Raw genomic sequence first — 22860 nt, forward strand, 5'->3', positions numbered from 1 at the left:
GAAACTCTCGCCGTTGATCGGACCATCCAGGACCCAGGGTGCTTCCACCCGATCATGGCGCAGAGCGGCAATGAAGGTCTGGGTCTTCCAATGGCCATGGGGAACGACGGCCTCGAGCCGCTCGCCGCATTTGCTCCAGCCGCGGAGCGGGGCCATGTTGGTCTTGGTCCAAGTTTCGTCGATGAACACAAGCCGCTCGGGGGTGATCAGGGGACGGTATTTGATCCATTGCTGCCGGCGCCGGGCGACGTCGGGCCGGCTGCGCTCGCTGGCGACCAGCGTCCTTTTTTAAAACTCAGCTTCTGCTCGTGCAGGAAATTCCACACACTGTGATGGTCGACCTTGAGCCCGCGCTCGGCCAATTCCTTGATCAACTTGGCGATCGTGAAGGCACTTCCGTCTCGGCAGCGCCCAACCAGCCAGTCATGATGCTCACCGCTGATCGCGCGCGGCTTATGGCCCCCCATCTTCCCCGGCGCCACACTGCCGTTTGCCTTGTCCCGCTGCAGCCAAAGCACCGCCGTCGAAACCGCTATGCCAAAACGCAGCGCCGCCTGGTTGCGCGAAAACCCTTCTTCCTTGACCGCTCGAACAACCCGCTCACGAAGGTCCATCGAATAAGGAACTGCCATTCGCTGCGGCCTCCTCCGCCGCAGCTATCTTGAATCACTTCTCAATCGATTTGGGAATCCAACGATTCAACCAAAAATCACCCTGCTCTAACCCCTTGTTTTGGCGCGCTTTCTTCATCGAAGGATCTATCGATTTTTCTGAAAAACGCTCTAGGACAACGGTCGAGCGAGATGGTAGACCCGACGAAGAAGCGCAACGGTCGGGCCTCCCTCGCCCTGCGAAGCGGGGAGAGGGTAAGGGTGAGGGGCTGCGCAAAGCGTCCGGACTATCCGGTCGCGCCGCCCCTCATCCTTACCTTCTCCCCGTAAGAACGGGGCGAAGGGGTGGCTGACGTCGCGCTCTTCACCTATCCCAGCGCCCATGGATGGAACGTCCGCGCGCCCGGCAAGCAAGGAGTTTCACCATGGCCGACATGCGGCTCGTCGTAGCAGGCGCCTCCGGGCGCATGGGGCAGACCCTGATCCGCATGATCGCGGAGACCCCGGGGGTCGTGCTCGCGGGCGCCATCGAGCGGACGGGATCGCCCGCCATCGGCGAGGATGCCGGACGCCTCGCCGGGCTCGATGCCAATGGCGTCATCGTCACCGACGATCCGCTCGGCCTGCTGACCTCGGCGGAGGGCATCATCGACTTCACCGCCCCCGCCGCCACCGTCGAGCTCGCTGCCCTCGCGGCTCAGATGCGCATCGTGCATGTGATCGGCACCACCGGACTCTCCAAGGAAGACTTTGCCCGCCTCAAGGCCGCCGCCCGGCATGCCGTGATCGTGCAGTCCGGCAATATGAGCCTGGGCGTCAATCTGCTGGCGGCTGTGGTCAAGCGCGTCGCCAGGAGCCTGGATGCCGATTTCGACATCGAGGTCCTGGAAATGCATCACAACCGCAAGGTCGATGCCCCCTCGGGCACGGCCTTGATGCTGGGCCAGGCCGCAGCCGAAGGCCGCGGCATCGATCTCGACGCCAATGCCGACCGGGTACGTGACGGCCATCCGGGCGCCCGCCAGAAGGGCCATATCGGTTTTGCGACGCTGCGGGGCGGCACCGTGGTCGGCGAGCACAGCGTGATCTTCGCCGGCGAGAACGAACGCCTCGAATTCTCCCACAAGGCCGAAAGCCGCACGATGTTCGCCAGGGGCGCCCTCAAGGCCGCGCTCTGGGGCTTCGGCCGCAAGCCCGGCTATTATTCCATGGCCGATGTGCTGGGGCTCGGGGATTTCTGAAAAAGCGGGTGCGGATTGGAGGGTCGATCTCCAGATCGACCTTCTTCGCTCTCCTTCACGCATAGCCTATCCAAGATGGTCGATCTGGAGATCGACCCTCCACTTGCGCTCCGATCCATCACGCCGCGTGCGACGCCGGCTCCTCGCACAGGATCGAATAGAGGCCCGCTGCGTCGCTGGTGGCCCGCAGCTTCTGCACGATGAGGGGATCGCGCAGCATGCGGGCAATACGCGACAAAGCGCGCAGATGGTCGGCACCGGCGCTTTCGGGCGCCAGCAGCAGGAAGATGACGTCGACGGGCTGGCCGTCCAGGGCCTCGAAGTCGATCGGGCGCTCCAGGCGGGCGAACAGGCCGAAGATCCGGTTGAACTTGGCCAGCTTACCATGCGGGATGGCAATGCCGTTGCCGACGCCGGTCGATCCCAGGCGTTCCCTCTGAAGCAGCGTATCGAAGATTTCTCGCTCGCCCAGGCCGGTCAATGCAGCGGCACGTTCGGCGATTTCCTGCAGAGCCTGCTTTTTCGAGTTTACTCTCAGCGCCGGAAGCACAGCATCCTGCGGCAGCAGATCACTCAAAGGCATCGCATTCCTCGCGGGGGTTCGAGCCGGGAGCCCATGCGAAAGGGCCGGCTCAATAGCTTGGCGCCCGCCCCTTCAGAATTGTTCTTCGGAGGCGGGCGCTCGATTGGGTGGGCCTGTCAGGTCGACTCTGCCGTTGTCTGCGGCAGATCGATCCAGCCAATATGGCCATCGGGGCGGCGGTAAACCACGTTCACGCGGCCATGTCCAGCGTGACGGAAAACCAGGGCGGCCGCGCCGGTCAAATCGAGGTCGACAACGGCCTCGCTCACCGACAGCCGCTTCATCTTGGTGGTATTCTCCGCGACGATCACCGGTGTGAACTCTTCGGGAGACAGATCCTCGTCGTTCGGCGCCGTAATGATGTAGTCGGTCGACTCGGCCGTGGTCGCGGTATCCGGGCCGGCATGATAGTCCTTGATGCGGTGCTTGTAGCGTTTGAGACGCTTGGTCAGGCGTTCCGTCGCCAAATCGACACTGGCATGCGGGTCATGCGCCATCGATTCGGTCTGCAGGGTAAGCCCGGTGGGAAGATGAATGCGGCAATCGGTCCGGAAACCGGTGCCTTCCTTCTTCACGGTGACCTGGCCGGTGTAGGATTGGTCAAAATATTTCGACAGGCTTTCGGCAACCCGCGCCTGAACGTGGGTCCGCAAGGCATCGCCAATGTCGAGATTTTGTCCTGAGACACGCAGCGTCATGCTTCGCTCCGCTTCTTGAGACACGCAGGCCAAGGGGCCCGCATCCGGGTGGTGATTTCAGGGCATGCCGTCAGTTATGGCTTCCGTGGAGCCCAAAGCCATAACTGGCGACACACCTTGCGATCACCCCTCAATTAGGTAAGACCGTATGGAGGCGGCGTCAACGTTACATTATTTTCACGCCGCCCCCCGCAGGCAGGCGGAGCGATTTGTCCGAAAGCCGTCTCCATTCAATTTTTAAGAATAAAATCAAATAGTTACAAAAGGTCTCCGGCCATTTCCGCATCAATAGTGCCGGGCGGCGTCCACAGGCGCATCGAAGGGCAATCCGCGCTCGTGGCGCTCGATCTGGCGCAGCACGAAACGCCCCACCGCGTCTTCATCGGAGATCGCCGAATTGTGGGGCGTTATCGTCACGCGCGGGTGCTCCCAGAGCGGGTTATCCACCGGAAGCGGCTCGGTCTCGAACACATCGAGCGTGGCGGCCCGCAGCACGCCTTCATCGAGCGCCGAGATGATGTCAGCCTCCACCTGCAGGCCGCCGCGGCCGGCATTCATCAGGATGGGAGCGCCGAGCACGCCGTCATGGGCGAGCTTCTCGAACAGGGACCGGTTGAGGATGCCCCTGGTCTCCGGCGTCAGCGGCAGCAGGCTGACCAGCAGGTCGGTGCGGCCCAGGAAGGCGTCGAGTTCGCCGCCGGCATAGGTCTTCACGCCCTCGATCTGCTTGGGGGTCCGGCTCCAGCCGGCGACGTCGAAGCCCATGGTCTTGAGCTTGCCGATGGCATCGACGCCGAGCACGCCCAGGCCCATCACGCCCACCCGCAATTCATGCGCCGCCGGCGAGGGCATCACCTCACGCCACAATTTCTGGCGCTGCAGCAGATAGTAGTCGTTCTGGTTGCGCAGATGGATGAGGGCATGCATCACCACCCATTCGCTCATGCGGGTGGTGAGATTGTCGTCCACCACGCGGCCGAGCGGGACGTTGGGCAAGGTCGGATCGGACAGGACATGGTCGACGCCGGCGCCGAGCGAAATGATGCCCTTCAGATTGGGCAGGCTCGCCAGCAGGCCGGGCGGCTGCTTCCAGACGGCCGCATAGGTGATATCGGCGGGATTGCCGACATCGGGCCATGCCCGGATGTCACGCTCCGGCGCCAGGCGGCGCAGGCGCTCCAGCCAGGGCTCGACTTCCCACTGGGTGATGCACAGAAGTAGGGCCATGGGGGAGATCTCCTGGAAGAAGGGGTTTGCCCCTCTTACAGAGCAAGCGCGGCCCTGCAAAGTTTCATTCCCGGGTGCGGACATGCTCGTCCATAGCATTGTGGAGAAAGCGAAAGACGCCATGCCAGCCGCCCCTTCGCCCCGTTCTTACGGGAAGAAGGTGAGGATGAGGGGCATCCGATCATCTTGCCCAATCCTTCGTCCCAACACCTATGGACGCTCAACCGGCGCCCCCAGCCCTTCCGCAATCAGGCCCAGCGCTTTTCGTGCTCGATCAGCCAGCGCTTGCGCCAGAGGCCGCCGCCATAGCCGGTGAGCGCCCCGTCGGAGCCGACCAGGCGGTGACAGGGCACGACAATGGCGAATGGGTTGGCGCCATTGGCCCGGGCCACGGCCCGGAAGGCGGAAGGACGCTCCAGCCTCTCGGCGAGCCTGGCATAGGACAGGCAGATGCCGGCCGGGATCTGCCGCAGCCCCTGCCAGACCTGCCGGGTGAAATCAGAGCCATGCAGGGCGAGCGGCGTGGCGAAGACCGGCGAGCGGCCGGCAAAATAAGCGGCGAGCTCGGCCTCGATGCCATCGATCGCCGCCGTGCGGCCGAAGGCGATGGCCGAGCGCGCGGCCTTGCGCAGACGGGCGAGTTCGCCCGGCAGGGCCTTGCGATCGAAGAACTCGACGAGATGCAGGGCATGGCGATCGCCCACGGCCAGCATGGCGCCGAGGGGCGTGGCGATCCAATCGGCCTTGAGCAGGTCGCGTCCCTTGAGGTGGGGCGGGGTTTCCTCCACCGCGCGTATCACCGCATCGCGCACGTCCTGTTCCCGCCTCGGGCCCGCCTCGGCCCAGTCCTCGTCCTCACTCCATGCATGCATGCCCGAACCGTCCTGCCTCGAAAGAAGATGCAAGACTGGATCGCGGGCCCGATGCGGGCAACCCGATTCCTGCGGCCGCCTACAGGCGCTGCCGACATCGATGCGGTTGCCACCCGTTCACAGCGGTTCGAACCGAAAGCCGCTTCCGGATCGGAAGAGGCGCCCGACGCCCGGCGAGTCGAGATGGGCACCCGCGACATAGCAGCCCTCCTCGGCCGCCAATGCCATTATTCGCATGCGGCTCTCACGCGCCTTGTCCTGATCCGCGTCGAATTCCCAGGTGATTTCCGGCCGCTCGAATTGCAGGGACGGCACATGAATGGTGTCGCCCCAGATCAGGACGGTTTCGCCATCGCTGGTAACGCGAAAGCAGGTATGCCCCTTTTCGTGGCCGGCTGCGGCCAGGGCTTCTATGGCCGGCGTGATGCGCTGCCCCGCCGCGAAAGGCTCTTCCCGGCCGTGAAACCGTTGAAGTCTCGCTTCGGCTCGAAATCGGCCGAGCTCTTCCTCGGGAACCAGCAGGCGTGAAAGTTGGGGAAAGGCATCCCGCCCATCCGGCAGGATCAGCCCCTGGATATGATCGAGATGGGTGTGGGTGAAGGCCACCGTCCGAATCCGCTCGGCGGCAATATTCGCCTCCTGCAGGGCCTGGGGCAGGAATCCCATGCTCGGATCCCAGGCGTTCGACGCACCCGTATCGATCAATGTCGCCTCCGTGCCGTCATCGAGCAGGAAAGCGTTGACGGACAGCCGCAGCCCGCCATCGACAAGCCGCAGCTGAGAGGGCAGGTTCTCGCCGAACGTCTTGTCATTCGCCTGCCGCAACCGGGTTACCGGCATATCGACATAGCCGTCGCGCAGCGACACCAGACGCAGCGAACCAAGTTCATAGGCGGCATGAAATTCGCCGGAGCCTATTCGTTTCATTTTTCGAGGATCACTTTTTTCTCGGAGGGAAATCTTATCGTTCCGCGGCGATGCCGTCATCCAATAAGCGCACCGGAGGCGGTGCCCGCCAGCGGGCTCCAGCCAGGCAATTCCCGGCGCGACAGGGCATCCCGCATCCGCCCTCAGCGCTCGAGAAAAAGCACCATCAGCGCCTCGTCGAGATAGCGGTTCCCGGTCTTGAGCGCCCGCGGCTCCACGCCATAGACCTCGAAGCCGAGCCGGCGATAGAGCGCCAGGGCGCCGTCATTGCCGTCGACGACCGCCAGGAGGAGTTGTTCCACCTCGCCGCGGGCGGCTTCGATCACCGCCGTCATCAGCGCGCCGGCGACGCCTTGCCCGCGCCACCGCGGCGCGACATAGACGCCCCAGACCTCGCCCTTATGCCTGTCCTTGAGGCCGTCCTGTCGCCGGTAGCCGGCCATGCCGACGATCTGATCGCCCATATAGGCCCCGAACACCACGGCCTGGGACAGCCGCTCGGCGAAGGCAGCGAGCGGCCTGGCGCTCTCGGCTGCGTAGGTGCTGCCGAAGGCCTCGGGCGCGGTGGCGAGTGCATCGAGCCTTATCGCCCGGTAATCGATGGAATCGGCGGGGCCGAGGCGTCGGATGGCGACGGACATTCAGACGGCTTCCTTCCCGAGTGCTTCCTTCTCCACCACGTCCAGAAACCGCCGCAGGGCGGGCGAGCGATCGCCGTGACGCCAGGCGAGCCCGGTCTCGATCACGGGCGCGGCGTCCCGCAGGGCCAGATAGCGCACGCCCTGGCGCTGCAGGCGCTGGAGCGACCGCGGCACCAGCGCCAGCCCCATGCCGGCCGCGACGAGGCTGATGATCGTCTGCATCTGGATCGCTTCCTGCCTGACCGGCAAAGCCGCGCCATGGGCGGCATAATAGCCGGAGACGATGTCGTGGAAAGCCGGGGCGCTGCGCCGCGGGAACAGGATGAGAGGCGCCGCCATGAGCGCATCGACCGGAAGGTCCGGCTCTGCGAAACCTGCGCGCCCTTGCTCGGTCCAGGCAGCGGGCACGGCCGCGACCAGCGGCTCCCGCAGCAGAGGCCGGTAGTCGAGCGCTCCGGGCAGGCTGGTGCGCGAGGAGGCGATCACCATGCCGACATCGACTTTCTCCTCCAGCAACGCCTCGATCTGCAGATCGCTGGTCATCTCCAGGAGTGCCAGTTCGACGGCCGGAAAGCGATCGCGGAAGAGACTGACCAGGCCCGGCAGCAGGCTGTAATCGGCGGTCGAGACGAAGGCGAGACGCAACAGGCCGGCCTCCCCGCGCGACAGGCGGCGGGCGATCTCCGGCAGGGCACTGGCATCCTCGAATACCCGGCGGGCATGCGCCAGCCATTCGCGCCCGACCGGTGTGAGCGCGACATGGCGCTTGGTGCGGGCGAACAGCTTGACGCCGAGTTCGGCCTCCAGCGCCTGGATGGCCTGGCTGAGCGGCGGCTGCGTCATCGCCAGCCGCTCGGCGGCGCGGCCGAAATGCAACTCCTCCGCCACGGTGAGGAAATAGCGCAGCTGCCGCAGATCCATGGGTTTTTTCCAAGACGAGGTGTTGTCGATCATCAATATCTTTCTCGACCTAATAACGCCAGAAACATATATTTTACCAACGATTGGAACGGCTCTAGCATGGGCGGGATTTTGAAGGCGGCGCGCCCGCCAATGGAGGATCCCATGCCGATCAACGAGCGTTCCCGGCATATCACGCAGGGCGTCGCCCGCTCGCCCAACCGGGCGATGTATTATGCCCTCGGCTATGAGAAGGCCGATTTCGACAAGCCGATGATCGGCATCGCCAACGGCCATTCCACCATCACGCCCTGCAATGCCGGCCTGCAGCCCTTGGCCGATGCGGCCGCGGCCGCCATCAAGGCGGCCGGCGGCAACCCGCAGCTCTTCGGCACGCCGACCATTTCGGACGGCATGTCGATGGGCACCGAGGGCATGAAATATTCGCTGGTCTCGCGCGAAGTCATCGCCGACTGCGTCGAGACCTCGGTGCAGGGCCAATGGATGGACGGCGTGCTGGTGCTCGGCGGCTGCGACAAGAACATGCCGGGCGGCATGATCGGCATCCTGCGCGCCAATGCCCCGGCGATCTATGTCTATGGCGGCACCATCAAGCCCGGCCGCTGGAAGGGCCAGGACCTCTCCATCGTCTCCGCCTTCGAGGCGGTCGGCTCCTTCATGGCCGGCACCATGAGCCAGGAGGATTTCGACGGCATCGAGCGCAATGCCTGCCCGACCACCGGTTCGTGCGGCGGCATGTACACCGCCAACACCATGAGCTCCTCCTTCGAGGCGCTCGGCATGTCCCTGCTCAACTCGGCCAACATGGCCAATCCCGATCAGGAGAAGATCGACAGCGCGGCGCAATCCGGCCGCGTGCTGGTGGAGGCGGTGAGGCAAGGCATCAAGCCGCGCGACATCGTCACCCGCAAGGCGATCGAGAACGCCGTGGCGCTGATCATGGCGACCGGCGGCTCGACCAATGCGGTCCTGCATTACCTCGCCATCGCCCACGCCGCCGAGGTCGAATGGACGCTCGACGATTTCGAGCGCATGCGCCGCAAGGTGCCGGTGATCTGCGACCTCAAGCCCTCGGGCAAATACATGGCCGTCGACCTGCACAAGGCCGGCGGCGTACCGCAGGTGCTCAAGCTCCTGCTCAATGCCGGCCTCCTGCATGGCGATTGCCTCACCATCACCGGGCGGACCCTGGCCGAGGAACTCGCAGCGGTGCCGGACGAGCCGCGCGCCGACCAGGACGTCATCCGCCCCGTCGACAAGGCGATCTATCGCGAAGGGCATCTCGCCATCCTCAAGGGCAATCTCGCCGAGGGCGGGGCCGTGGCCAAGATCACCGGCCTGAAGAGCCCCTATATCAGCGGCCCAGCCCGGGTGTTCGACGATGAACAGTCGGCCATGGACGCGATTCTATCGGACGCGATCAAACCGGGTGACGTCGTGGTGCTACGCTATCTCGGCCCCAAGGGCGGGCCTGGCATGCCGGAAATGCTGGCGCCGACCTCCGCCATCATCGGCCGCGGCCTGGGCGACAGCGTCGGCCTGATCACCGACGGGCGCTTCTCGGGCGGCACCTGGGGCATGGTGGTCGGCCATGTGACACCCGAGGCCTATGAGGGCGGTACCATCGCTTTGGTCCAGGAGGGCGACACCATCACCATCGACGCCCGCCGCCAGAGCCTGCAGCTGGAGGTCGACGACGCCGAACTCGCGAAGCGCCGCGCCGCCTGGCGCCAGCCCGCACCCCGCTATACGCGCGGCGTGCTCGCCAAATTCGCGGCACTCGCCCGCCCGGCCAGCGAGGGGGCGGTGACGGGCTGACGCGGTGTTCCAAGGGCGGACTGGAAGTCCGGGGTCCCAGCCGCGGCGTCTCCAGAGCGAACCTGGCAGACGTCACGCGGGGAACGGCGCGGCTGGGACCGCGGACATCCTGTCCACCTCTTCCCTTCCAAGGCGCTTGATTAGGAAACGATCATTTCCTAATCTCCTTCCATGTCCATCTCCCTCACCGATTCCCCGCGCCAGGCCGGCCGGCCCCGGGAGTTCGATCTCGACGCCGCGCTCGACAAGGCGATTCTCGCGTTTCGCGAGCGCGGCTATCATGCCGCCTCGATCGCCGATCTCGGCAAGGCGATGGAGCTGACGGCAGGCAGCCTCTACAAGGCCTTCAAGGACAAGCGCACCCTCTACGTCGCGGCCCTGGAACGCTATACCTCACTGCGAAATGCCGGCCTGCGGGCCCGCATGGAAGGGCTGCCCACCGGCCGCGAAAGGCTGCGCGCCGTGCTCGATTTCTATGTCGATTCCGCCCATGACCTCGAAGGCCGCCGCGGCTGCCTGGTCGTCGGCAGCGCCGTCGAACTGGTGACCCTGGATGACGATCTCGCCGAGCTGGTCGCGCAGGCGCTGCGCCGCAACGAGGCGCTGCTGATCGAGCTGATCCGGCGGGGACAGACTGACGGCTCGGTCAATCCGTATCTCGACCCGTCCGAGGCGGCGCGCACCCTCCTGTGCGTCCTGCTCGGCATGCGCGTGATCGGCAAGACCGGCCGCCGGCACGGCGACATGGCCGCCATCGTGGATCTCGCCCTGAAGGTGCTCGACTGAGTTTTCTTCGGCCAATTCGGAAACGATCATTTCCAAATAAGGAGTCTCGATCATGCAAGTCGGTTTTCTGGGCCTCGGCACCATGGGCTTGCCCATGGCCGCCAATCTGGTGAAGGCAGGCTACCGCGTGCGGGCCTGGAACCGCTCGCAGGAGCCGGTTGCCCGCGTCGCGGCGCTGGGGGCGGAGCCGGCCGCCGCCCCGGCCGAAGCAGCGGAGGGCGCCGAAGTGCTGATCGCCATGCTGGCGGACGATGAGGCGAGCCGGGACGTCCTGCTCACCCAGGGCGTGCTGGAGGCCCTCGCCAGGGGCGCCGTCCTGGTGAACATGGCGACCGTCTCGGTCGCCTTCACCCGCGACCTCGCGGCCGAGCATAAGGCGCGCGGCCTCTTCTATGTCGCCGCCCCGGTGCTCGGGCGCGTGAACGTGGCCGAAGCCGGCCAGCTCAACATCCTGGCGGCGGGCGATGCCACCCAGCTCGACCGCGTCCAGCCCCTGTTCGACGTGCTAGGCCAGAAGACCTGGCGCTTCGGCGACCGCCCCGAACAGGCCGCGGCCGTGAAGCTCGCCGCCAATTTCATGATCGCCAGCGCCATCGAGACCATGGCCGAGGCGGCGACGCTGGCATCAGGCCATGGCGTGGCCAAGGCCGCCTTCCTGGAGATGCTGACCTCGACCATCTTCGCCGCGCCGCCCTATAAGGGCTATGGCGCCGCCATCGCCGAGGAGCGCTTCGAGCCCGCCGGCTTCAAGCTCTCGCTCGGCCTGAAGGATGTGCGCCTGGCCCTGGCGGCGGCGGATGCCGTCAATGTGCCCCTGCCCTTCGCCGGCGTGCTGCGCGACAACCATCTGGACGCCCTGGCCCATGGCGAAGGCCATCTCGACTGGGCCGCGCTCTCGCGCGTCGCCGAGCGGCGTGCCGCACAGAAATGACGGACGGGAGAGCACTCCTCAGGACGCCGGCGCCACGGTGGCATCTGCCAGTGCCGCCGAAGCCCGCCGCACGATCTCGGCCTTGAGGCCATCGGCGTCGCCGGCCTTGGCCCAGGCCTGCACGGCGACGTCGACGCCCTTGTCGGTAAAGCCGGACAGCACGATCGAGGCGGCCGGCAGCGGCAGCACCCGGCCGTCGCGGCTGAGGAAATCGCGGATGGCGCCGGAAACTGCCTCGGCATTGCCGCCATAGGGCACGGGCACCTTCACATTGACGCTGCGGGTGGGATAGGCCGAGACATTGGTGATCGGCGAGCCCCAGACCTGCCCGTTCGGAATGAGCACCTGCACATTGTCGCCGCTGGCGAGCTCGGTCATGAACAGATTGAGGTTCTTGACCGTGCCGGCCTTGCCGGCCACCTCGATACTGTCGCCGAGCTGGAAAGGCCGGAACAGCAGCAGCATCACGCCCGCCGCCATGTTCGAAAGCGTGCCCTGCAGCGCCAGGCCGATGGCCAGTGAAGCGGCGCCCAGCACGGCCACGAGGCTGGTGGCCTGGATGCCGATCACCTGCAGGATCAGGACGAAGACCAGCACCAGCACGCCGTAGCGCACCAGGCTCGACAGGAAGGCGGTGACGATCGGGTCCATGCGCGAGGTCGCCGTGAGGGTCCTGGCGGTCAGGCGCTCCAGCATGCCGGCCGCCCACCAGCCGATCAGCGTGATCACCAGGGCACCCAGGCAGTTGATGCCATAGAGAATGAACAGGTTTCCAAGTCCGTTGAGGTCGATCGGCAAGGGGAGCCTCCTGTGGCGGGGAGCGGGCGGGCCTCCCGATAGCATGACCGGGTGGCACGCCTAAAGCCCTTGCGGCCTGCCGAGATCGACGGATCTCACAACGGCCTCTCGAAAAGCGTTCCCCGCCGGCGGGGCAATCGCGTTTGCATCGTCGATGCCGTCTGGGCCATCCGGCCGGTGGGCCGGGCAGGCATGCCGTGATTCGGGGCGACAGGCTCGATCGCACCGCTTGAACGCAGCCGCAAGTCGCGAACCGCTCTACCGTTTAATACCGTTGACTATCATGGCGGCGCAAAGCAGCACGTCAACATAACCAACAAGTATTAAGCAACCGGTTTAATTCTCTAATCCGTCTGGGCGACTTTCAGAGGTAGGAAATTACGGGATATGCTGCCGGACAGATAAGTTCCGATCATCTCTCAAATCTACGGGGGAATACTATGCATTTCCTGTTTCTTCCCCGAGTTACGAGAACACATTATCCCTTCCTCGAAGAATTATTGTCCCTGCATATCCCCTATGCGGATTGGCTGCGGCTGGTGGCCGACTGGCGCGAAGCGGGCAAGGTGCAAGGCTTCACCGTGCGCTACATGACGGTCAATCCCTATGAATTGCGCCGCTGGCTGCCGGCGGACTCGGGTCCCGCCAGCCTCGCCCAGCTGCTGCAATTCACCGACTGGGTCGGCAATGGCCGGTCGGGCGACCCCTTCGCCTCCGCGATGGTACCCGGCAATCTGGATACGAAGCATCCCGGAGGCACGCCTCATTCGGGCGGACCGCCCGGCCATTCCTGGGAAGCTCGCGAGGACAACAGGACCTTGCGGACCGCGATTTCCTGACGCGCCTCCCCTTCGCGCAGGGCGCCGCCGGGCATGAGCCACGCAGGCGAGCCCGAGGCCTTGCTTTGTCCAGCACGGCGCCGCTCATGCAGTGGACGCGCCCGGCCGGCTGGCAGCGAAAGGGGCACGTCCACCAGCGAGCCCGATGGTCGAGATCCGCCGCAGCTGCGTCCCCGCTGTCGAGGCAGCCGGATGGGAGAAGCGCCGGCCTCTTCCCATCCGCTCTTAACGCGCTCACCGCGTCCGTGCTAGCGTCCCGCCCCAACGATAAGACAATCGGGAGCGAGCGATGGCCGGGTCGAGCGTCTATGTGGCGGGAACTTTCGATACCAAGGGAACCGAGCTCGATTTCGTGGCCGATCGCATCCGTGCCCATGGGCTCGACGTCACCCGGGTCGACCTTTCCACCAGCGGCTCGGAGAGTGACGTCGAGGTAGGGTCTGCCGCCGTGGCGGCCAGCCATCCCGGCGGGGCCGAGGCGGTGTTCACCGGCGATCGCGGCTCGGCCGTCAGCGCCATGGCGCTCGCCTTCGCCCGCTTCATCGCAACGCGCGACGACGTCGCCGGCCTGATCGGCCTCGGCGGCTCGGGCGGCACGGCCCTGGTCGCGCCCGCCATGCGGGAATTGCCGGTCGGCACGCCCAAAGTGATGGTTTCCACCGTTGCCTCCGGCAATGTCGCCGCCTATGTCGGCCCCAGCGACATCACCATGATGCACTCGGTGACGGACGTGGCCGGGCTCAACCGCATCTCGCGCGTGGTGATGAGCAATGCCGCCAATGCGATTGCCGGCATGGCGCGGGGCCGGGCAGAGGCAGCCCCCGAGGCCGACGACAAGCCGGCCGTCGGCCTCACCATGTTCGGGGTGACCACGCCTTGCGTGAACCAGCTCGTCGACGATCTCTCCGCCGACTATGACTGCCTGGTCTTCCACGCCACCGGCATAGGCGGCCAGTCGATGGAAAAGCTGGTCGATTCGGGCCTGATCGCCGGCGTGCTCGACGTCACCACCACCGAAGTCTGCGACCTGCTGTTCGGCGGCGTGCTGGCGGCGACCGAAGACCGCTTCGGCGCCATCGCCCGCACCAAGGTGCCCTATGTCGGCTCCTGCGGCGCGCTCGACATGGTCAATTTCGGGGCGCTCGACAGCGTGCCGGAGCGCTATCGCGGCCGCAATCTCTATGTCCACAACCCGCAGGTCACGCTGATGCGCACCACGGCGGCGGAGAATGCGCAGATGGGCCGCTGGATCGGCGAGAAGCTCAACCAATGCGAGGGCGAGGTGCGCTTCCTCATCCCCGAAGGCGGTGTTTCGCTCCTCGATGCGTCCGACATGCCCTTCCATGATCCGGAGGCCGACGCCGCCCTGTTCGCGGCGCTGGAGGCGACAATCCAGCAGACACCCCGGCGCCAGCTCATCCGCGTGCCCGCGGGGATGAACGATCCTGCCTTCGCGCAGGCCCTGCTGGCGAATTTCAAGAGCATTGTTGGAGAGCATTGATATGGGCGCAAGCGCGCGCGAGAGTATCCTGGCACGGTTTCGCGGCATGATCGCGCAGGGACGACCGATCATCGGCGGCGGCGCCGGCACCGGCCTCTCGGCCAAATGCGAGGAAGCCGGCGGCATCGACCTCATCGTGATCTACAATTCCGGCCGTTATCGCATGGCCGGCCGCGGCTCGCTCGCCGGCCTGCTCGCCTATGGCAACGCCAATGAGATCGTGGTCGACATGGCCCGCGAGGTGCTGCCGGTGGTCAAGCACACGCCGGTGCTCGCCGGCGTCAACGGCACCGATCCCTTCTGCCAGTTCGGCCCCTTCCTCGATGGGCTCAAGAAGATGGGCTTCGCCGGCATCCAGAATTTCCCGACCGTCGGCCTGATCGACGGCAAGTTCAGGGCCAATCTGGAGGAAACCGGCATGGGCTACGCCCTGGAGGTCGATCTCATCCGCCTGGCGCGCGAGAAGGACCTCCTCACCACGCCCTATGTCTTCAATCCGGACGATGCGCGCGCCATGGCCCAGGCCGGGGCCGACATTATCGTCGCCCATATGGGCCTGACCACGGGCGGGGCGATCGGCGCCGATACCGCGCTCACCCTCGAAAGCTGCGTGGGCGAGATCAATGCCATCGCCGCCGCTGCGCGCGAAGTCTCGCACGGGATCATCGTGCTCTGCCATGGCGGGCCGATCGCCGAGCCGGAGGACGCCCGCTTCATCCTGGCCAACTGCCCGGGCTGCCACGGCTTCTACGGCGCTTCCAGCATGGAGCGCCTGCCGGTGGAAAAGGCGCTGGTCGCCCAGACGCAGGCGTTCAAGAATCTCAGCATCAGCCAATAGGGGGAAACCATGGCCAAGGCCTATGCGAGCGCGGTGATCGACGCGCCGATCGAGACCGTGTGGAAGCTCGTTCGCGACTTCAACGCCCTGCCGGACTGGCATCCGGCCATCGCCAAAAGCGAAATCGAGGACGGTCGCAGCGCCGATGCCGTCGGCGCCATCCGCTCCTTCCATCTCACCGACGGCGCCCATGTGCGCGAAAAACTGCTGGCGCTCGACGATGCCGGGCACACGCTCAGCTATAATTTCGTCAAGCCGGCCTTCCCGGTGGAGAATTACGTGGCCGTGATCCGCCTCCTGCCGATCACCGACGGCAACCGCACCTTCGCCGAATGGAGCGCGACCTTCGACGAAGCGCCCGACGACGCCGGCAAATTTGTCGAGATCGTCTCGACCCACGTCTTCGCAGCCGGCTGGAAGGCGTTGGGGGAGAAGTTGAGGGGGTAACGATGGCCTCCACGATCGGGGCAGATTGATTGTGCCTTCCCATGCAGGGCTCCGAATTCAAGTTAACGGGGCGCTGTCTTTTACCCTCCCCTGGAGGGGGAGGGTCGACGCGTAGCGTCGGGGTGGGGTGAAATCCTCAGATCACAACGAAGAAAACGGTGGATTTTCTGCCAAGAAGTCACCCCACCCCGGCCTTGCAGGCCGACCCTCCCCCTCCAGGGGAGGGTAGTCGCGCCCGCCATTAACCTGGATTCGGGTCCTGCTGCTCCATGTCGCCAATATTGACAATATTGGCGACACATCCCATGATTCAGTATGAGTGAAGGATTGGCTCATGGCCGCTGACAACAGCATCCACGTCCGCGTTGGCGGGCGGCTGCAGACGCATCTCCAGCAGCAGGTTGGCGAGAACGGCCTTTACGAGAACGCCAGCGAATATATTCGGGCCCTGATCCGCCGTGATCTGCACAGCCAGGACGAGGCCTGGGACTGGCTGAAAAAGCAGCTCGAACCAGGATTGAGAGCTGCCGAAAGCGAATTCGTGGCGGTATCGGCCGAGGATGTCATTGCGCGAAACCAACGCCGAACCCGTACCCGTTAAGCCTGTCATCGACAATGGCAGGCTTCCTGTTCTACCCACCGGCAGATGCCGCACAAGACCGTATCTGGGATGACACGGTCGAGAAGTGGGGCGAAGACCAGGCGGTACGGTATATTCGCGGCCTGCACGAGCACTTGCAGAAGCTTTCCGAAAGACCCGCTGCCTGGCGCAGGCTGCCAGGCAATCTTGCTGTTCCGGCCGACCTCGAGCTTGAAGTCTATTTCAGCCACTACCAACGCCACTATGTGTTCTTTCGCAAACTATCCGGCGGTCGAATTGGCGTTCTCAGCCTGCTGCATGACCGTATGGATGTGCCGGTCCGCCTGAACGAAGACCTTCAGGCATTGGCATCCCGCTCGGACGTTTCCTGAAGCTCGTTTCTTCTGGAGCAAAACGCGTTCAAGTGTGAACGCTTATTTTCTCTAACTCCTTGCTTCGACGTGTCTTTGCGATTCGAGGTGATTCCGTCCAATCGCAAAACGCCTTGTCTGCGGTTACTGCCCCACCACGCCCTCCGGCGCGGTCGCCATGGCGAAGGCGGCGGCAAACAGGGCCTTGGTGTAGTCCTCGCGCGGACGCTCGAAGATCTCGCTGGCCGGGCCATGCTCGACGATCTTGCCGCCCTGCATCACCATCACCTCGTTGGCCAGCGCCCGCACCACCTTCAGATCGTGGCTGATGAAGAGATAGGCCAGCCTGTGGCGCTGCTGGAGCTCGCGCAAGAGGTCGACGATCTGGGCCTGGACCGACATGTCCAGCGCCGAGGTCGGCTCGTCCAGCACCAGGAATTTCGGCTGCAGCACCATGGCGCGCGCAATGGCGATGCGCTGGCGCTGGCCGCCCGAGAATTCATGCGGATAGCGGTCCATCGCCTTGGGGTCGATGCCGACACTGGCCAGTGCCTGGGCAACCGCTTCCCGCCGGCGGCCGGCATCGAGCCCCCCGCCAAGCACGTTGAGCCCCTCCTCGACGATCTCGGCCACCGACAGGCGCGGCGAAAGCGAGCCATAGGGATCCTGGAAGACGATCTGCATCTCCTTGCGCAGCGGGATCATCGCCCGCCGGTCGAAGCCCTGGATCGGCTTGCCGAGATAGGCGATCGGTCCGGTCGAGGAGATCAGCCGCAACAGGGCGAGGCCGAGCGTGGTCTTGCCCGAGCCCGATTCGCCGACGACGCCGAGGGTCTGGCCCTCCTTCACGGCGAGGCTGACGCCGTCGACCGCCTTGACATGGCCGACCGTGCTGCGCAGCAGCCCGGCCCTGATCGGAAACCAGACCTTGAGATCGTCGGCGGAGACGATGGTGCGGGCCTCGGGGTCGAAGGGCGTCGCCTTGCCCTTCGGCTCGGCCGCCAGCAAGCGCCTGGTGTAGTCGCTGGTCGGATTGGCGAAGACCTGCCCGGTCGGGCCGGCATCGACGATGCGCCCCTTCAGCATCACGCAGACCCGGTCGGCGATCTTGCGCACGATCGACAGGTCATGGGTGATGAACAGCATGGCCATGCCGGTCCGCGCCTGCATCTCCTTCAGGAGGGCGAGAATCTGGGCCTGGACGGTGACGTCGAGCGCCGTGGTGGGTTCGTCCGCGATCAGGAGGTCGGGGTCGTTGGCAAGTGCCATGGCGATCATCACGCGCTGGCGCTGGCCGCCGGAGAGCTGATGGGGAAAGGCGCCGAGGCGCTTTTCCGGCTCACGGATGCCGACCTGGGTCAGGAGTTCCAGCGACCGCGCGCGCGCCTCCTTCTTCGACAGGCCGCGATGCACGCTGAGGATCTCGCCGACCTGCCGCTCGATGGTGTGGAGCGGGTTGAGCGAGGTCATCGGCTCCTGGAACACCATGGTGATGTCGGCCCCGCGCACCCGCTGCAGGGCTCTTTCCGGTGCGCCAACCAGGTTTTGGCCGCGAAACAATATTTCGCCCGAGGGGTGGGAGGCGGCCGGGTAATTGAGGAGCTGCACGATCGACAGGGCCGTGACCGATTTGCCCGAGCCCGATTCACCCACCAGCGCCAGGGTCTCGCCCTTGTCGAGGCTGAAGGAGACCTTGTCGACCGCCAGTTCCGGCTGTCCTTCCGTCCGGAAAGCCACGGAAAGGTCGCGAACCTGAAGAAGCGGTGCCGAGAAAGCCATCGTCAAGGCCTAACGCAGAATCGAGGTGGATTGAAACGGATTTTGCTCCCAGACCGCCCGCAACCCGCTCGCTTCTGGAAATGCAGCGCACTCGAGATGGAAGAGCGGACCATTGCAAGAAGGCTGAAAGCAGGCCCGCGTCAGCTCTGGCCGTCCTGTCCGAGCTTCGAGCGGGCGCGCCGGGCCATCGCTTCGGAGACGATCAGGGCGCCGAAGGCCAACACCACCGAGACCAGGGTCAGGCGGATCACGGTGCCCTCGCCATAGGGGTCCTGCAGCGCCGTATAGATCGCCGCCGACAGGGTCTGCGTCTGCCCGGGTATGTTGGAGACGAAGGTGATGGTGGCGCCGAACTCGCCCAGTGCCTTGGCGAAGGCCAGGACCATGCCGGCGATGATGCCGGGAATGGCGAGGGGCAGCGTCACCGTGAGGAAGGAAAAGAAGGGATTGGCCCCGAGCGTGCCGGCCGCCGCTTCGAGGCGGGGATCCACGGCCTCGATGGCCAGCCGGATGGCGCGCACCATCAAGGGAAAGCCCATCACGGCGCAGGCAATGGCCGCGCCGGTCCAGCGGAAGGCGAAGACGATGCCGAGTTGCGAGGCCAGGAAGGAGCCGATCAAGCCATTGCGCCCCAGCAGGACCAGAAGGACATAGCCGGTGACCACCGGCGGCAACACCAGCGGCAGATGAACGAGGGCATCGAACAGGACCTTGCCGGGAAAACGCCGGCGGGCGAGGATCCAGGCGGCGGCGACCGCGAAGGGCAGCGAAATCACGGTGGCGAGACCGGCAATCTCGAGGCTGAGCCACAGGGCCGTCCATTCTTCAGGCGAAAGCACGCCCCGCTCCTTCACCTATGCCCGACTACGCTATATTCTCCTGAATAGGGCGCTTCGCCTGCAATCGCAATCACACCCTCTGCCCTTGGAGCAAAACGCGTTGAGGTGTGAAGGCTGAATTGCTCTAACTCTTTGTTTCGACTTGCCTTTGCCATTTCGCGACTCCGTCGTAACTACGCATGGATGAGCCGCCCATCTCCCTTACCCTCTCCCCGCAAGAGGCGGGGCGGGGTGACTTCGACCGGCCGTCTCATGCTGGAAACGCGCCCCCTCGCCTCTTGCGGGGAGAGGGTAAGGGTGAGGGGCTACGTGACCTCAAAGGCAAGGGGTGAGCAATTACACTCCGCCAAATCGAAAAACGCTCTAGGAGACCGATCATGTCCGGCCCGCCCATCATCCGCCTCAAGATCGCCTTCGACGACAATGCCCGGCTCGGCCCTGGCAAGATGGACCTGCTGGAGGCGGTGAAACGGGCCGGCTCGATCTCGGCGGCGGGCCGCGAGCTCGGCATGTCCTATCGCCGGGCCTGGCTGCTGCTCGATGCGGTCAACACCATGTTCGGCCAGCCCGCCATCGAAACCTCGGCCGGCGGCAGCCATGGCGGCGGCGCACGCCTCACCGCCTTCGGCGAGAAGCTGCTCGCCGCCTACCGCTCGGTGGAGGCCGAGACCGCCAGGCTGGCCGAACAGGCCTTCGCCGACCTGGTGCCGCTCCGGAAAGCGCAGGCGCGAGCCTGATCGGCGAACCTCGCCGCGAGCCTCAGCGCGCTGCGGCAACCCCCGACGGCAGCACCGTCAGCTTCCAGACGCTGCCGGGCTTGAAATAGGTCTTGGCAAAGGCTCGGATGTCCTCGGGGCCGACCTTGTCGTACCCGCTCTGGCCGGCCCGGATCAGCTCCAGGCGGCGCGGATCGGTCTGGCTGCCGCTCAGCTTGCCGAGCCAATAGTCGTTTTCCTGCCGGCGGCGCCGAAGCGTCTCGATCTTGGGTGCGCGGGCGCGGGCGAGTTCGTCGGGCGAGACCTCCTTTTCCGACAGGTCGGCGGCGATCTTGTCCACCAGCGCATAGAAGGAAGCGACCTTGGCCGGCGTGGTCTCGACCATGGCATAGACATAGCCGAAACCCGGCAGGGCGGAAGACAGGTCGACCGCCCCCTGGGGAGAGTAGGTCGCCCCCTCGGCGATGCGGAACTCGTCGATCAGGCGATTGACCAGGATCGAGCTGGCGAGGTCGGCCGTGAAGCTGCGCGGAATGTCCGACAGCATGTCCCCCACCGGTATCGCCACCAGGACGGCAGCGTTGTCAGGGCGCCCGGAATGGGTATGCACCACCGGTTCGGCCGTGATGGCGGGAAAGGCGCCACCACCGTCGGCGGCCGGCGCCGGCGGCGCCGGGCGGGGCGGCAGGGCGCCGAAGGTGGCGGCGACCTCACGGATCGCATCATCCACGCCGACATCGCCGACAATGGTGACGTCGAGGGCACCCGTGGCAAAGGCCGGCGAGAACAGGGCCTGGAAATCCTCGGATTTGGCAGCCAGCAATTGCGGGCGGTCGGGGAAGGTCCAGCGCGGATCGCCGGAATGGATCAGCCCCTGGAAATCACGACTGACCACCACGCCGGCCGTGGCTTCATATTGCGGCAGATTGGCCAGATAGAGCTGGCGGATCCGCTCGAAGACTTCCGGCCGCCACGCGGGATCGGAGGCATAGGCGGCGAAGATCTGCAGCTGGATGGCGAGATCGGCCGGGCGGGTCGTGCCCTCGAACTTGAAGGCATTGTCCTCCAGCGCGAAGCCGATGCTGGCGATCTTGGGCGCCAGCACCTTCTGCATGTCGTCATAGTCGATCGCCTTCAGACCCGACAGTTCGACCGCCTGGGCGGTCCAGGTCGGGATCGGCCGGTCATGCGGCAGGTCGAGCCGGCCCCGGCCGATATCGACCCGGACCTGAATTTCGTCGGCCCTGAACTTCGTGGGCTTGACGGTGAGGCGCGCCCCATTGGCAAAGCGCACCATGGTCAGGCCGAGGTCCTCCACCGTGCGGCGCTCGACGACATCGCCCGGCGTGCCGAACTTGGTGTAGGGCCACACCACCGCCGCGGCATCGGCCGGCGCGGTCACGGCGACAGCCTGCGACTGGGCATAGGCCTTCTCGACCGCGGCCGGTTCCGGCGGCTCGGCGCCCTGCAGCACCAGGCGGGGGCCGCTGCCCGAGAACACGGCCTGCAACGCCTTGTCGACCTCGGCGGCCGTCAACCCCTTAACCATGCGCTCGAACAAGGCGAGATCGTCGGCCGGCGAGGTGAAGACCTTGGCTTCGTCGACGCTGTTGGCAAGCATCGCGGCGAGATCCGGGCTGGTACGCGTCGCCGCGCCGTCGGCCAGGGATTGCAGGGCGGAACGATATTCCGCCACCTCGCGCTCGACCTCGGCCTGGCTCGCGCCGAAACGCAGGAGGCGGCGCTGTTCCTGGTCGAGCGCGGCCAGACCCCTGTCCCAGGCCCCGGCCTCGACATCGGCGGACAGCAGGCCGGCACGGGCCGATTCGTAGAGATCCTGCAGGCCGACATCGGCGGCGATGAAGGGCGGATTGGCCCTGCGCGACAGGGCCTGGATGCGGCGCTTGAGCACCGAGAGGCCGATATATTCGATCGCGGTCCGGCGCCGCTTGGCATAGCTGTCCGGCGTGGCGTCGAAGGGGCGGATCCAGCCCAGGTAGATCTTGGTGTTGGCGCTGGGAATCTTGACGATATCGGCTCCGACGCCGCGCTTGAGCGGCAGGCCGAGATCGGGCTCGGCCACGGCCGGCCCGACCGGCTTCCAGTCCTCGAAGCGCCGGCGGATCTCCGCCTCCAGGGCCGAAGGGTCGATGTCGCCGACCACCAGCAGCGTGGCGCGGTCCGGGCGGTAATTGGCCTGGTAATAAGCGCGCAGCCGTTCGACGGGCGCGGTGCGGATGATCTCGGTCTTGCCGATCGGCGCGCGCTCGGGCACGCGCTGCCCGGCGAGGAGGACATTGAACAGGCCCATGACGCTGCGATAGCCGGGCGTGTCGCGCAGGCGCTCCTCGGAGAGAACGACGCCGCGCTCGCGATCGAGGGCGGAGGCGCTGAGCGTCAATTCGCTCGCCGTCTCGCGCATCAGCATCAGGCCGGTGGAGACGGTATCGGCATCGACCTCCGGCAGGTCGAGCGCATAGACCGTCTCGTCATAGCTGGTATGGGCATTGGTATCGGCACCGAAGGCCAGCCCCTTGCGCTGCAGGATGCGCACCATTTCCCCTTCCGGCACCCGGGTCGAGCCCTTGAAGGCCATGTGCTCCAGCATATGGGCGAGGCCCTGCTGGTCGTCGGCCTCCTGCAGCGAGCCGGACCCGATTCGCAGCCGGATGGCGGCCTGCCCCGCCGGCGTGGTGTTGCGCATCACCGCAAAGCGCATGCCGTTGCCGAGCACGCCGAAGCGGATGCCGGCTTCGGGCTTGAGGTCGCTATCGGCCTGAGGCCAGGCAGCGGTCTCGGCCCGAACGGAAAGGGGGACGACGGACAAGCAAAGCAGGGCCGCCGCAATCAGGCGATGGGCACGCCGCAGGCGCGAGGAAGAATGGGACAAGCAGGA

At 65.7% G+C, this 22860-nt stretch carries 22 protein-coding genes and 1 pseudogene; 11 read left to right on the forward strand and 12 right to left on the reverse strand.

Going from position 1 to position 22860, the window contains the following annotated elements:
* Positions 1-632: pseudogene (locus C5L14_RS17040) on the reverse strand (IS630 family transposase); the annotation flags it as partial.
* Positions 633-1036: 404 nt separating this feature from the next.
* Between C5L14_RS17040 and dapB the strand changes: the two are divergent.
* A complete protein-coding gene (gene dapB, locus C5L14_RS17045; RefSeq protein ID WP_181161216.1) occupies positions 1037-1852 on the forward strand; it encodes a 4-hydroxy-tetrahydrodipicolinate reductase in 816 nt (271 codons plus the stop codon).
* Between the two features lie 118 nt (positions 1853-1970).
* On the opposite strand, the gene ptsN is transcribed toward dapB, so the two are convergent.
* From ptsN to C5L14_RS17080, 7 genes are all read right to left on the reverse strand, one after another.
* Complete coding sequence (gene ptsN, locus C5L14_RS17050) at positions 1971-2435, reverse strand: PTS IIA-like nitrogen regulatory protein PtsN (protein ID WP_105863271.1); 465 nt, start codon at positions 2433-2435, stop codon at positions 1971-1973.
* 116 nt (positions 2436-2551) lie between these two features.
* Positions 2552-3157, reverse strand: coding sequence for a ribosome hibernation-promoting factor, HPF/YfiA family (hpf, locus tag C5L14_RS17055; protein ID WP_342588417.1), 606 nt, complete (start codon positions 3155-3157; stop codon positions 2552-2554).
* A 261-nt stretch (positions 3158-3418) separates the two neighbouring features.
* The gene (locus C5L14_RS17060) at positions 3419-4360 is read right to left on the reverse strand and encodes a 2-hydroxyacid dehydrogenase (protein ID WP_105863273.1); all 942 of its coding nucleotides are present in this window, start codon (positions 4358-4360) and stop codon (positions 3419-3421) included.
* A 248-nt stretch (positions 4361-4608) separates the two neighbouring features.
* On the reverse strand, positions 4609-5232 hold the full coding sequence (locus tag C5L14_RS17065) for a methylated-DNA--[protein]-cysteine S-methyltransferase (protein WP_105863636.1): 624 nt from the start codon (positions 5230-5232) through the stop codon (positions 4609-4611).
* A 117-nt stretch (positions 5233-5349) separates the two neighbouring features.
* Positions 5350-6159, reverse strand: coding sequence for an MBL fold metallo-hydrolase (locus C5L14_RS17070; protein ID WP_105863274.1), 810 nt, complete (start codon positions 6157-6159; stop codon positions 5350-5352).
* 143 nt (positions 6160-6302) lie between these two features.
* Complete coding sequence (locus C5L14_RS17075) at positions 6303-6800, reverse strand: GNAT family N-acetyltransferase (protein ID WP_105863275.1); 498 nt, start codon at positions 6798-6800, stop codon at positions 6303-6305.
* On the reverse strand, positions 6801-7721 hold the full coding sequence (locus tag C5L14_RS17080; protein WP_105863276.1) for a LysR family transcriptional regulator: 921 nt from the start codon (positions 7719-7721) through the stop codon (positions 6801-6803).
* 144 nt (positions 7722-7865) lie between these two features.
* Here C5L14_RS17080 and ilvD point away from each other — a divergent pair, with 144 nt between their 5' ends.
* From ilvD to C5L14_RS17095, 3 genes are all read left to right on the forward strand, one after another.
* Positions 7866-9539, forward strand: a complete 1674-nt coding sequence (gene ilvD, locus C5L14_RS17085) for a dihydroxy-acid dehydratase (protein WP_105863637.1) — start codon at positions 7866-7868, stop codon at positions 9537-9539.
* A gap of 171 nt (positions 9540-9710) precedes the next feature.
* Positions 9711-10325, forward strand: coding sequence for a TetR/AcrR family transcriptional regulator (locus C5L14_RS17090; RefSeq protein ID WP_105863277.1), 615 nt, complete (start codon positions 9711-9713; stop codon positions 10323-10325).
* A gap of 52 nt (positions 10326-10377) precedes the next feature.
* Positions 10378-11256, forward strand: coding sequence for an NAD(P)-dependent oxidoreductase (locus C5L14_RS17095; protein WP_105863278.1), 879 nt, complete (start codon positions 10378-10380; stop codon positions 11254-11256).
* An 18-nt stretch (positions 11257-11274) separates the two neighbouring features.
* Here C5L14_RS17095 and C5L14_RS17100 read toward each other — a convergent pair whose 3' ends face one another.
* The gene (locus C5L14_RS17100; RefSeq protein WP_245197187.1) at positions 11275-12054 is read right to left on the reverse strand and encodes a mechanosensitive ion channel family protein; all 780 of its coding nucleotides are present in this window, start codon (positions 12052-12054) and stop codon (positions 11275-11277) included.
* Between the two features lie 500 nt (positions 12055-12554).
* On the opposite strand from C5L14_RS17100, the gene C5L14_RS17105 reads away from it, so the two are divergent.
* The 6 genes from C5L14_RS17105 (at position 12555) to C5L14_RS17130 (ending at position 16651) form a co-directional block, all read left to right on the forward strand.
* Complete coding sequence (locus C5L14_RS17105; protein ID WP_105863280.1) at positions 12555-12893, forward strand: hypothetical protein; 339 nt, start codon at positions 12555-12557, stop codon at positions 12891-12893.
* 289 nt (positions 12894-13182) lie between these two features.
* A complete protein-coding gene (locus C5L14_RS17110) occupies positions 13183-14394 on the forward strand; it encodes a Tm-1-like ATP-binding domain-containing protein (protein WP_105863281.1) in 1212 nt (403 codons plus the stop codon).
* Position 14395: 1 nt separating this feature from the next.
* Complete coding sequence (locus C5L14_RS17115; protein ID WP_105863282.1) at positions 14396-15232, forward strand: phosphoenolpyruvate hydrolase family protein; 837 nt, start codon at positions 14396-14398, stop codon at positions 15230-15232.
* Between the two features lie 9 nt (positions 15233-15241).
* Positions 15242-15679 (forward strand): SRPBCC family protein, encoded by a 438-nt coding sequence (locus C5L14_RS17120; RefSeq protein WP_105863283.1) that lies wholly within the window; start codon positions 15242-15244, stop codon positions 15677-15679.
* Between the two features lie 334 nt (positions 15680-16013).
* The gene (locus tag C5L14_RS17125) at positions 16014-16280 is read left to right on the forward strand and encodes a ribbon-helix-helix domain-containing protein (protein WP_105863284.1); all 267 of its coding nucleotides are present in this window, start codon (positions 16014-16016) and stop codon (positions 16278-16280) included.
* A 14-nt stretch (positions 16281-16294) separates the two neighbouring features.
* Positions 16295-16651 (forward strand): type II toxin-antitoxin system RelE/ParE family toxin, encoded by a 357-nt coding sequence (locus C5L14_RS17130; RefSeq protein ID WP_105863285.1) that lies wholly within the window; start codon positions 16295-16297, stop codon positions 16649-16651.
* A gap of 123 nt (positions 16652-16774) precedes the next feature.
* Here the strand turns inward: C5L14_RS17130 and C5L14_RS17135 are convergent, their stop codons facing one another.
* Positions 16775-18409: an ABC transporter ATP-binding protein gene (locus tag C5L14_RS17135; protein WP_105863286.1), complete on the reverse strand. Its 1635-nt coding sequence runs from the start codon at positions 18407-18409 to the stop codon at positions 16775-16777.
* Between the two features lie 140 nt (positions 18410-18549).
* The gene (gene modB, locus C5L14_RS17140) at positions 18550-19248 is read right to left on the reverse strand and encodes a molybdate ABC transporter permease subunit (protein ID WP_105863638.1); all 699 of its coding nucleotides are present in this window, start codon (positions 19246-19248) and stop codon (positions 18550-18552) included.
* 377 nt (positions 19249-19625) lie between these two features.
* On the opposite strand from modB, the gene C5L14_RS17145 reads away from it, so the two are divergent.
* Positions 19626-19985, forward strand: a complete 360-nt coding sequence (locus tag C5L14_RS17145) for a winged helix-turn-helix domain-containing protein (protein WP_105863287.1) — start codon at positions 19626-19628, stop codon at positions 19983-19985.
* Positions 19986-20007: 22 nt separating this feature from the next.
* On the opposite strand, the gene C5L14_RS17150 is transcribed toward C5L14_RS17145, so the two are convergent.
* On the reverse strand, positions 20008-22854 hold the full coding sequence (locus C5L14_RS17150) for a M16 family metallopeptidase (RefSeq protein WP_428832634.1): 2847 nt from the start codon (positions 22852-22854) through the stop codon (positions 20008-20010).
* Between the last annotated feature and the right edge of the window lie 6 nt (positions 22855-22860).

It is taken from the genome of Labrys okinawensis, assembly GCF_002982075.1.
Taxonomy (GTDB): domain Bacteria; phylum Pseudomonadota; class Alphaproteobacteria; order Rhizobiales; family Labraceae; genus Labrys; species Labrys okinawensis_A.

Bases quoted from the DNA above. Each gene is read 5' to 3' on its own strand.
- dapB (WP_181161216.1), top strand. From the start codon at position 1,037: ATGGCCGACATGCGGCTCGTCGTAGCAGGCGCCTCCGGGCGCATGGGG.
- ptsN (WP_105863271.1), bottom strand. From the start codon at position 2,435: ATGCCTTTGAGTGATCTGCTGCCGCAGGATGCTGTGCTTCCGGCGCTG.
- C5L14_RS17060 (WP_105863273.1), bottom strand. From the start codon at position 4,360: ATGGCCCTACTTCTGTGCATCACCCAGTGGGAAGTCGAGCCCTGGCTG.
- C5L14_RS17065 (WP_105863636.1), bottom strand. From the start codon at position 5,232: ATGCATGCATGGAGTGAGGACGAGGACTGGGCCGAGGCGGGCCCGAGG.
- C5L14_RS17070 (WP_105863274.1), bottom strand. From the start codon at position 6,159: ATGAAACGAATAGGCTCCGGCGAATTTCATGCCGCCTATGAACTTGGT.
- C5L14_RS17075 (WP_105863275.1), bottom strand. From the start codon at position 6,800: ATGTCCGTCGCCATCCGACGCCTCGGCCCCGCCGATTCCATCGATTAC.
- C5L14_RS17080 (WP_105863276.1), bottom strand. From the start codon at position 7,721: ATGGATCTGCGGCAGCTGCGCTATTTCCTCACCGTGGCGGAGGAGTTG.
- ilvD (WP_105863637.1), top strand. From the start codon at position 7,866: ATGCCGATCAACGAGCGTTCCCGGCATATCACGCAGGGCGTCGCCCGC.
- C5L14_RS17090 (WP_105863277.1), top strand. From the start codon at position 9,711: ATGTCCATCTCCCTCACCGATTCCCCGCGCCAGGCCGGCCGGCCCCGG.
- C5L14_RS17095 (WP_105863278.1), top strand. From the start codon at position 10,378: ATGCAAGTCGGTTTTCTGGGCCTCGGCACCATGGGCTTGCCCATGGCC.
- C5L14_RS17110 (WP_105863281.1), top strand. From the start codon at position 13,183: ATGGCCGGGTCGAGCGTCTATGTGGCGGGAACTTTCGATACCAAGGGA.
- C5L14_RS17115 (WP_105863282.1), top strand. From the start codon at position 14,396: ATGGGCGCAAGCGCGCGCGAGAGTATCCTGGCACGGTTTCGCGGCATG.
- C5L14_RS17120 (WP_105863283.1), top strand. From the start codon at position 15,242: ATGGCCAAGGCCTATGCGAGCGCGGTGATCGACGCGCCGATCGAGACC.
- C5L14_RS17125 (WP_105863284.1), top strand. From the start codon at position 16,014: ATGGCCGCTGACAACAGCATCCACGTCCGCGTTGGCGGGCGGCTGCAG.
- C5L14_RS17130 (WP_105863285.1), top strand. From the start codon at position 16,295: ATGGCAGGCTTCCTGTTCTACCCACCGGCAGATGCCGCACAAGACCGT.
- C5L14_RS17135 (WP_105863286.1), bottom strand. From the start codon at position 18,409: ATGGCTTTCTCGGCACCGCTTCTTCAGGTTCGCGACCTTTCCGTGGCT.
- C5L14_RS17145 (WP_105863287.1), top strand. From the start codon at position 19,626: ATGTCCGGCCCGCCCATCATCCGCCTCAAGATCGCCTTCGACGACAAT.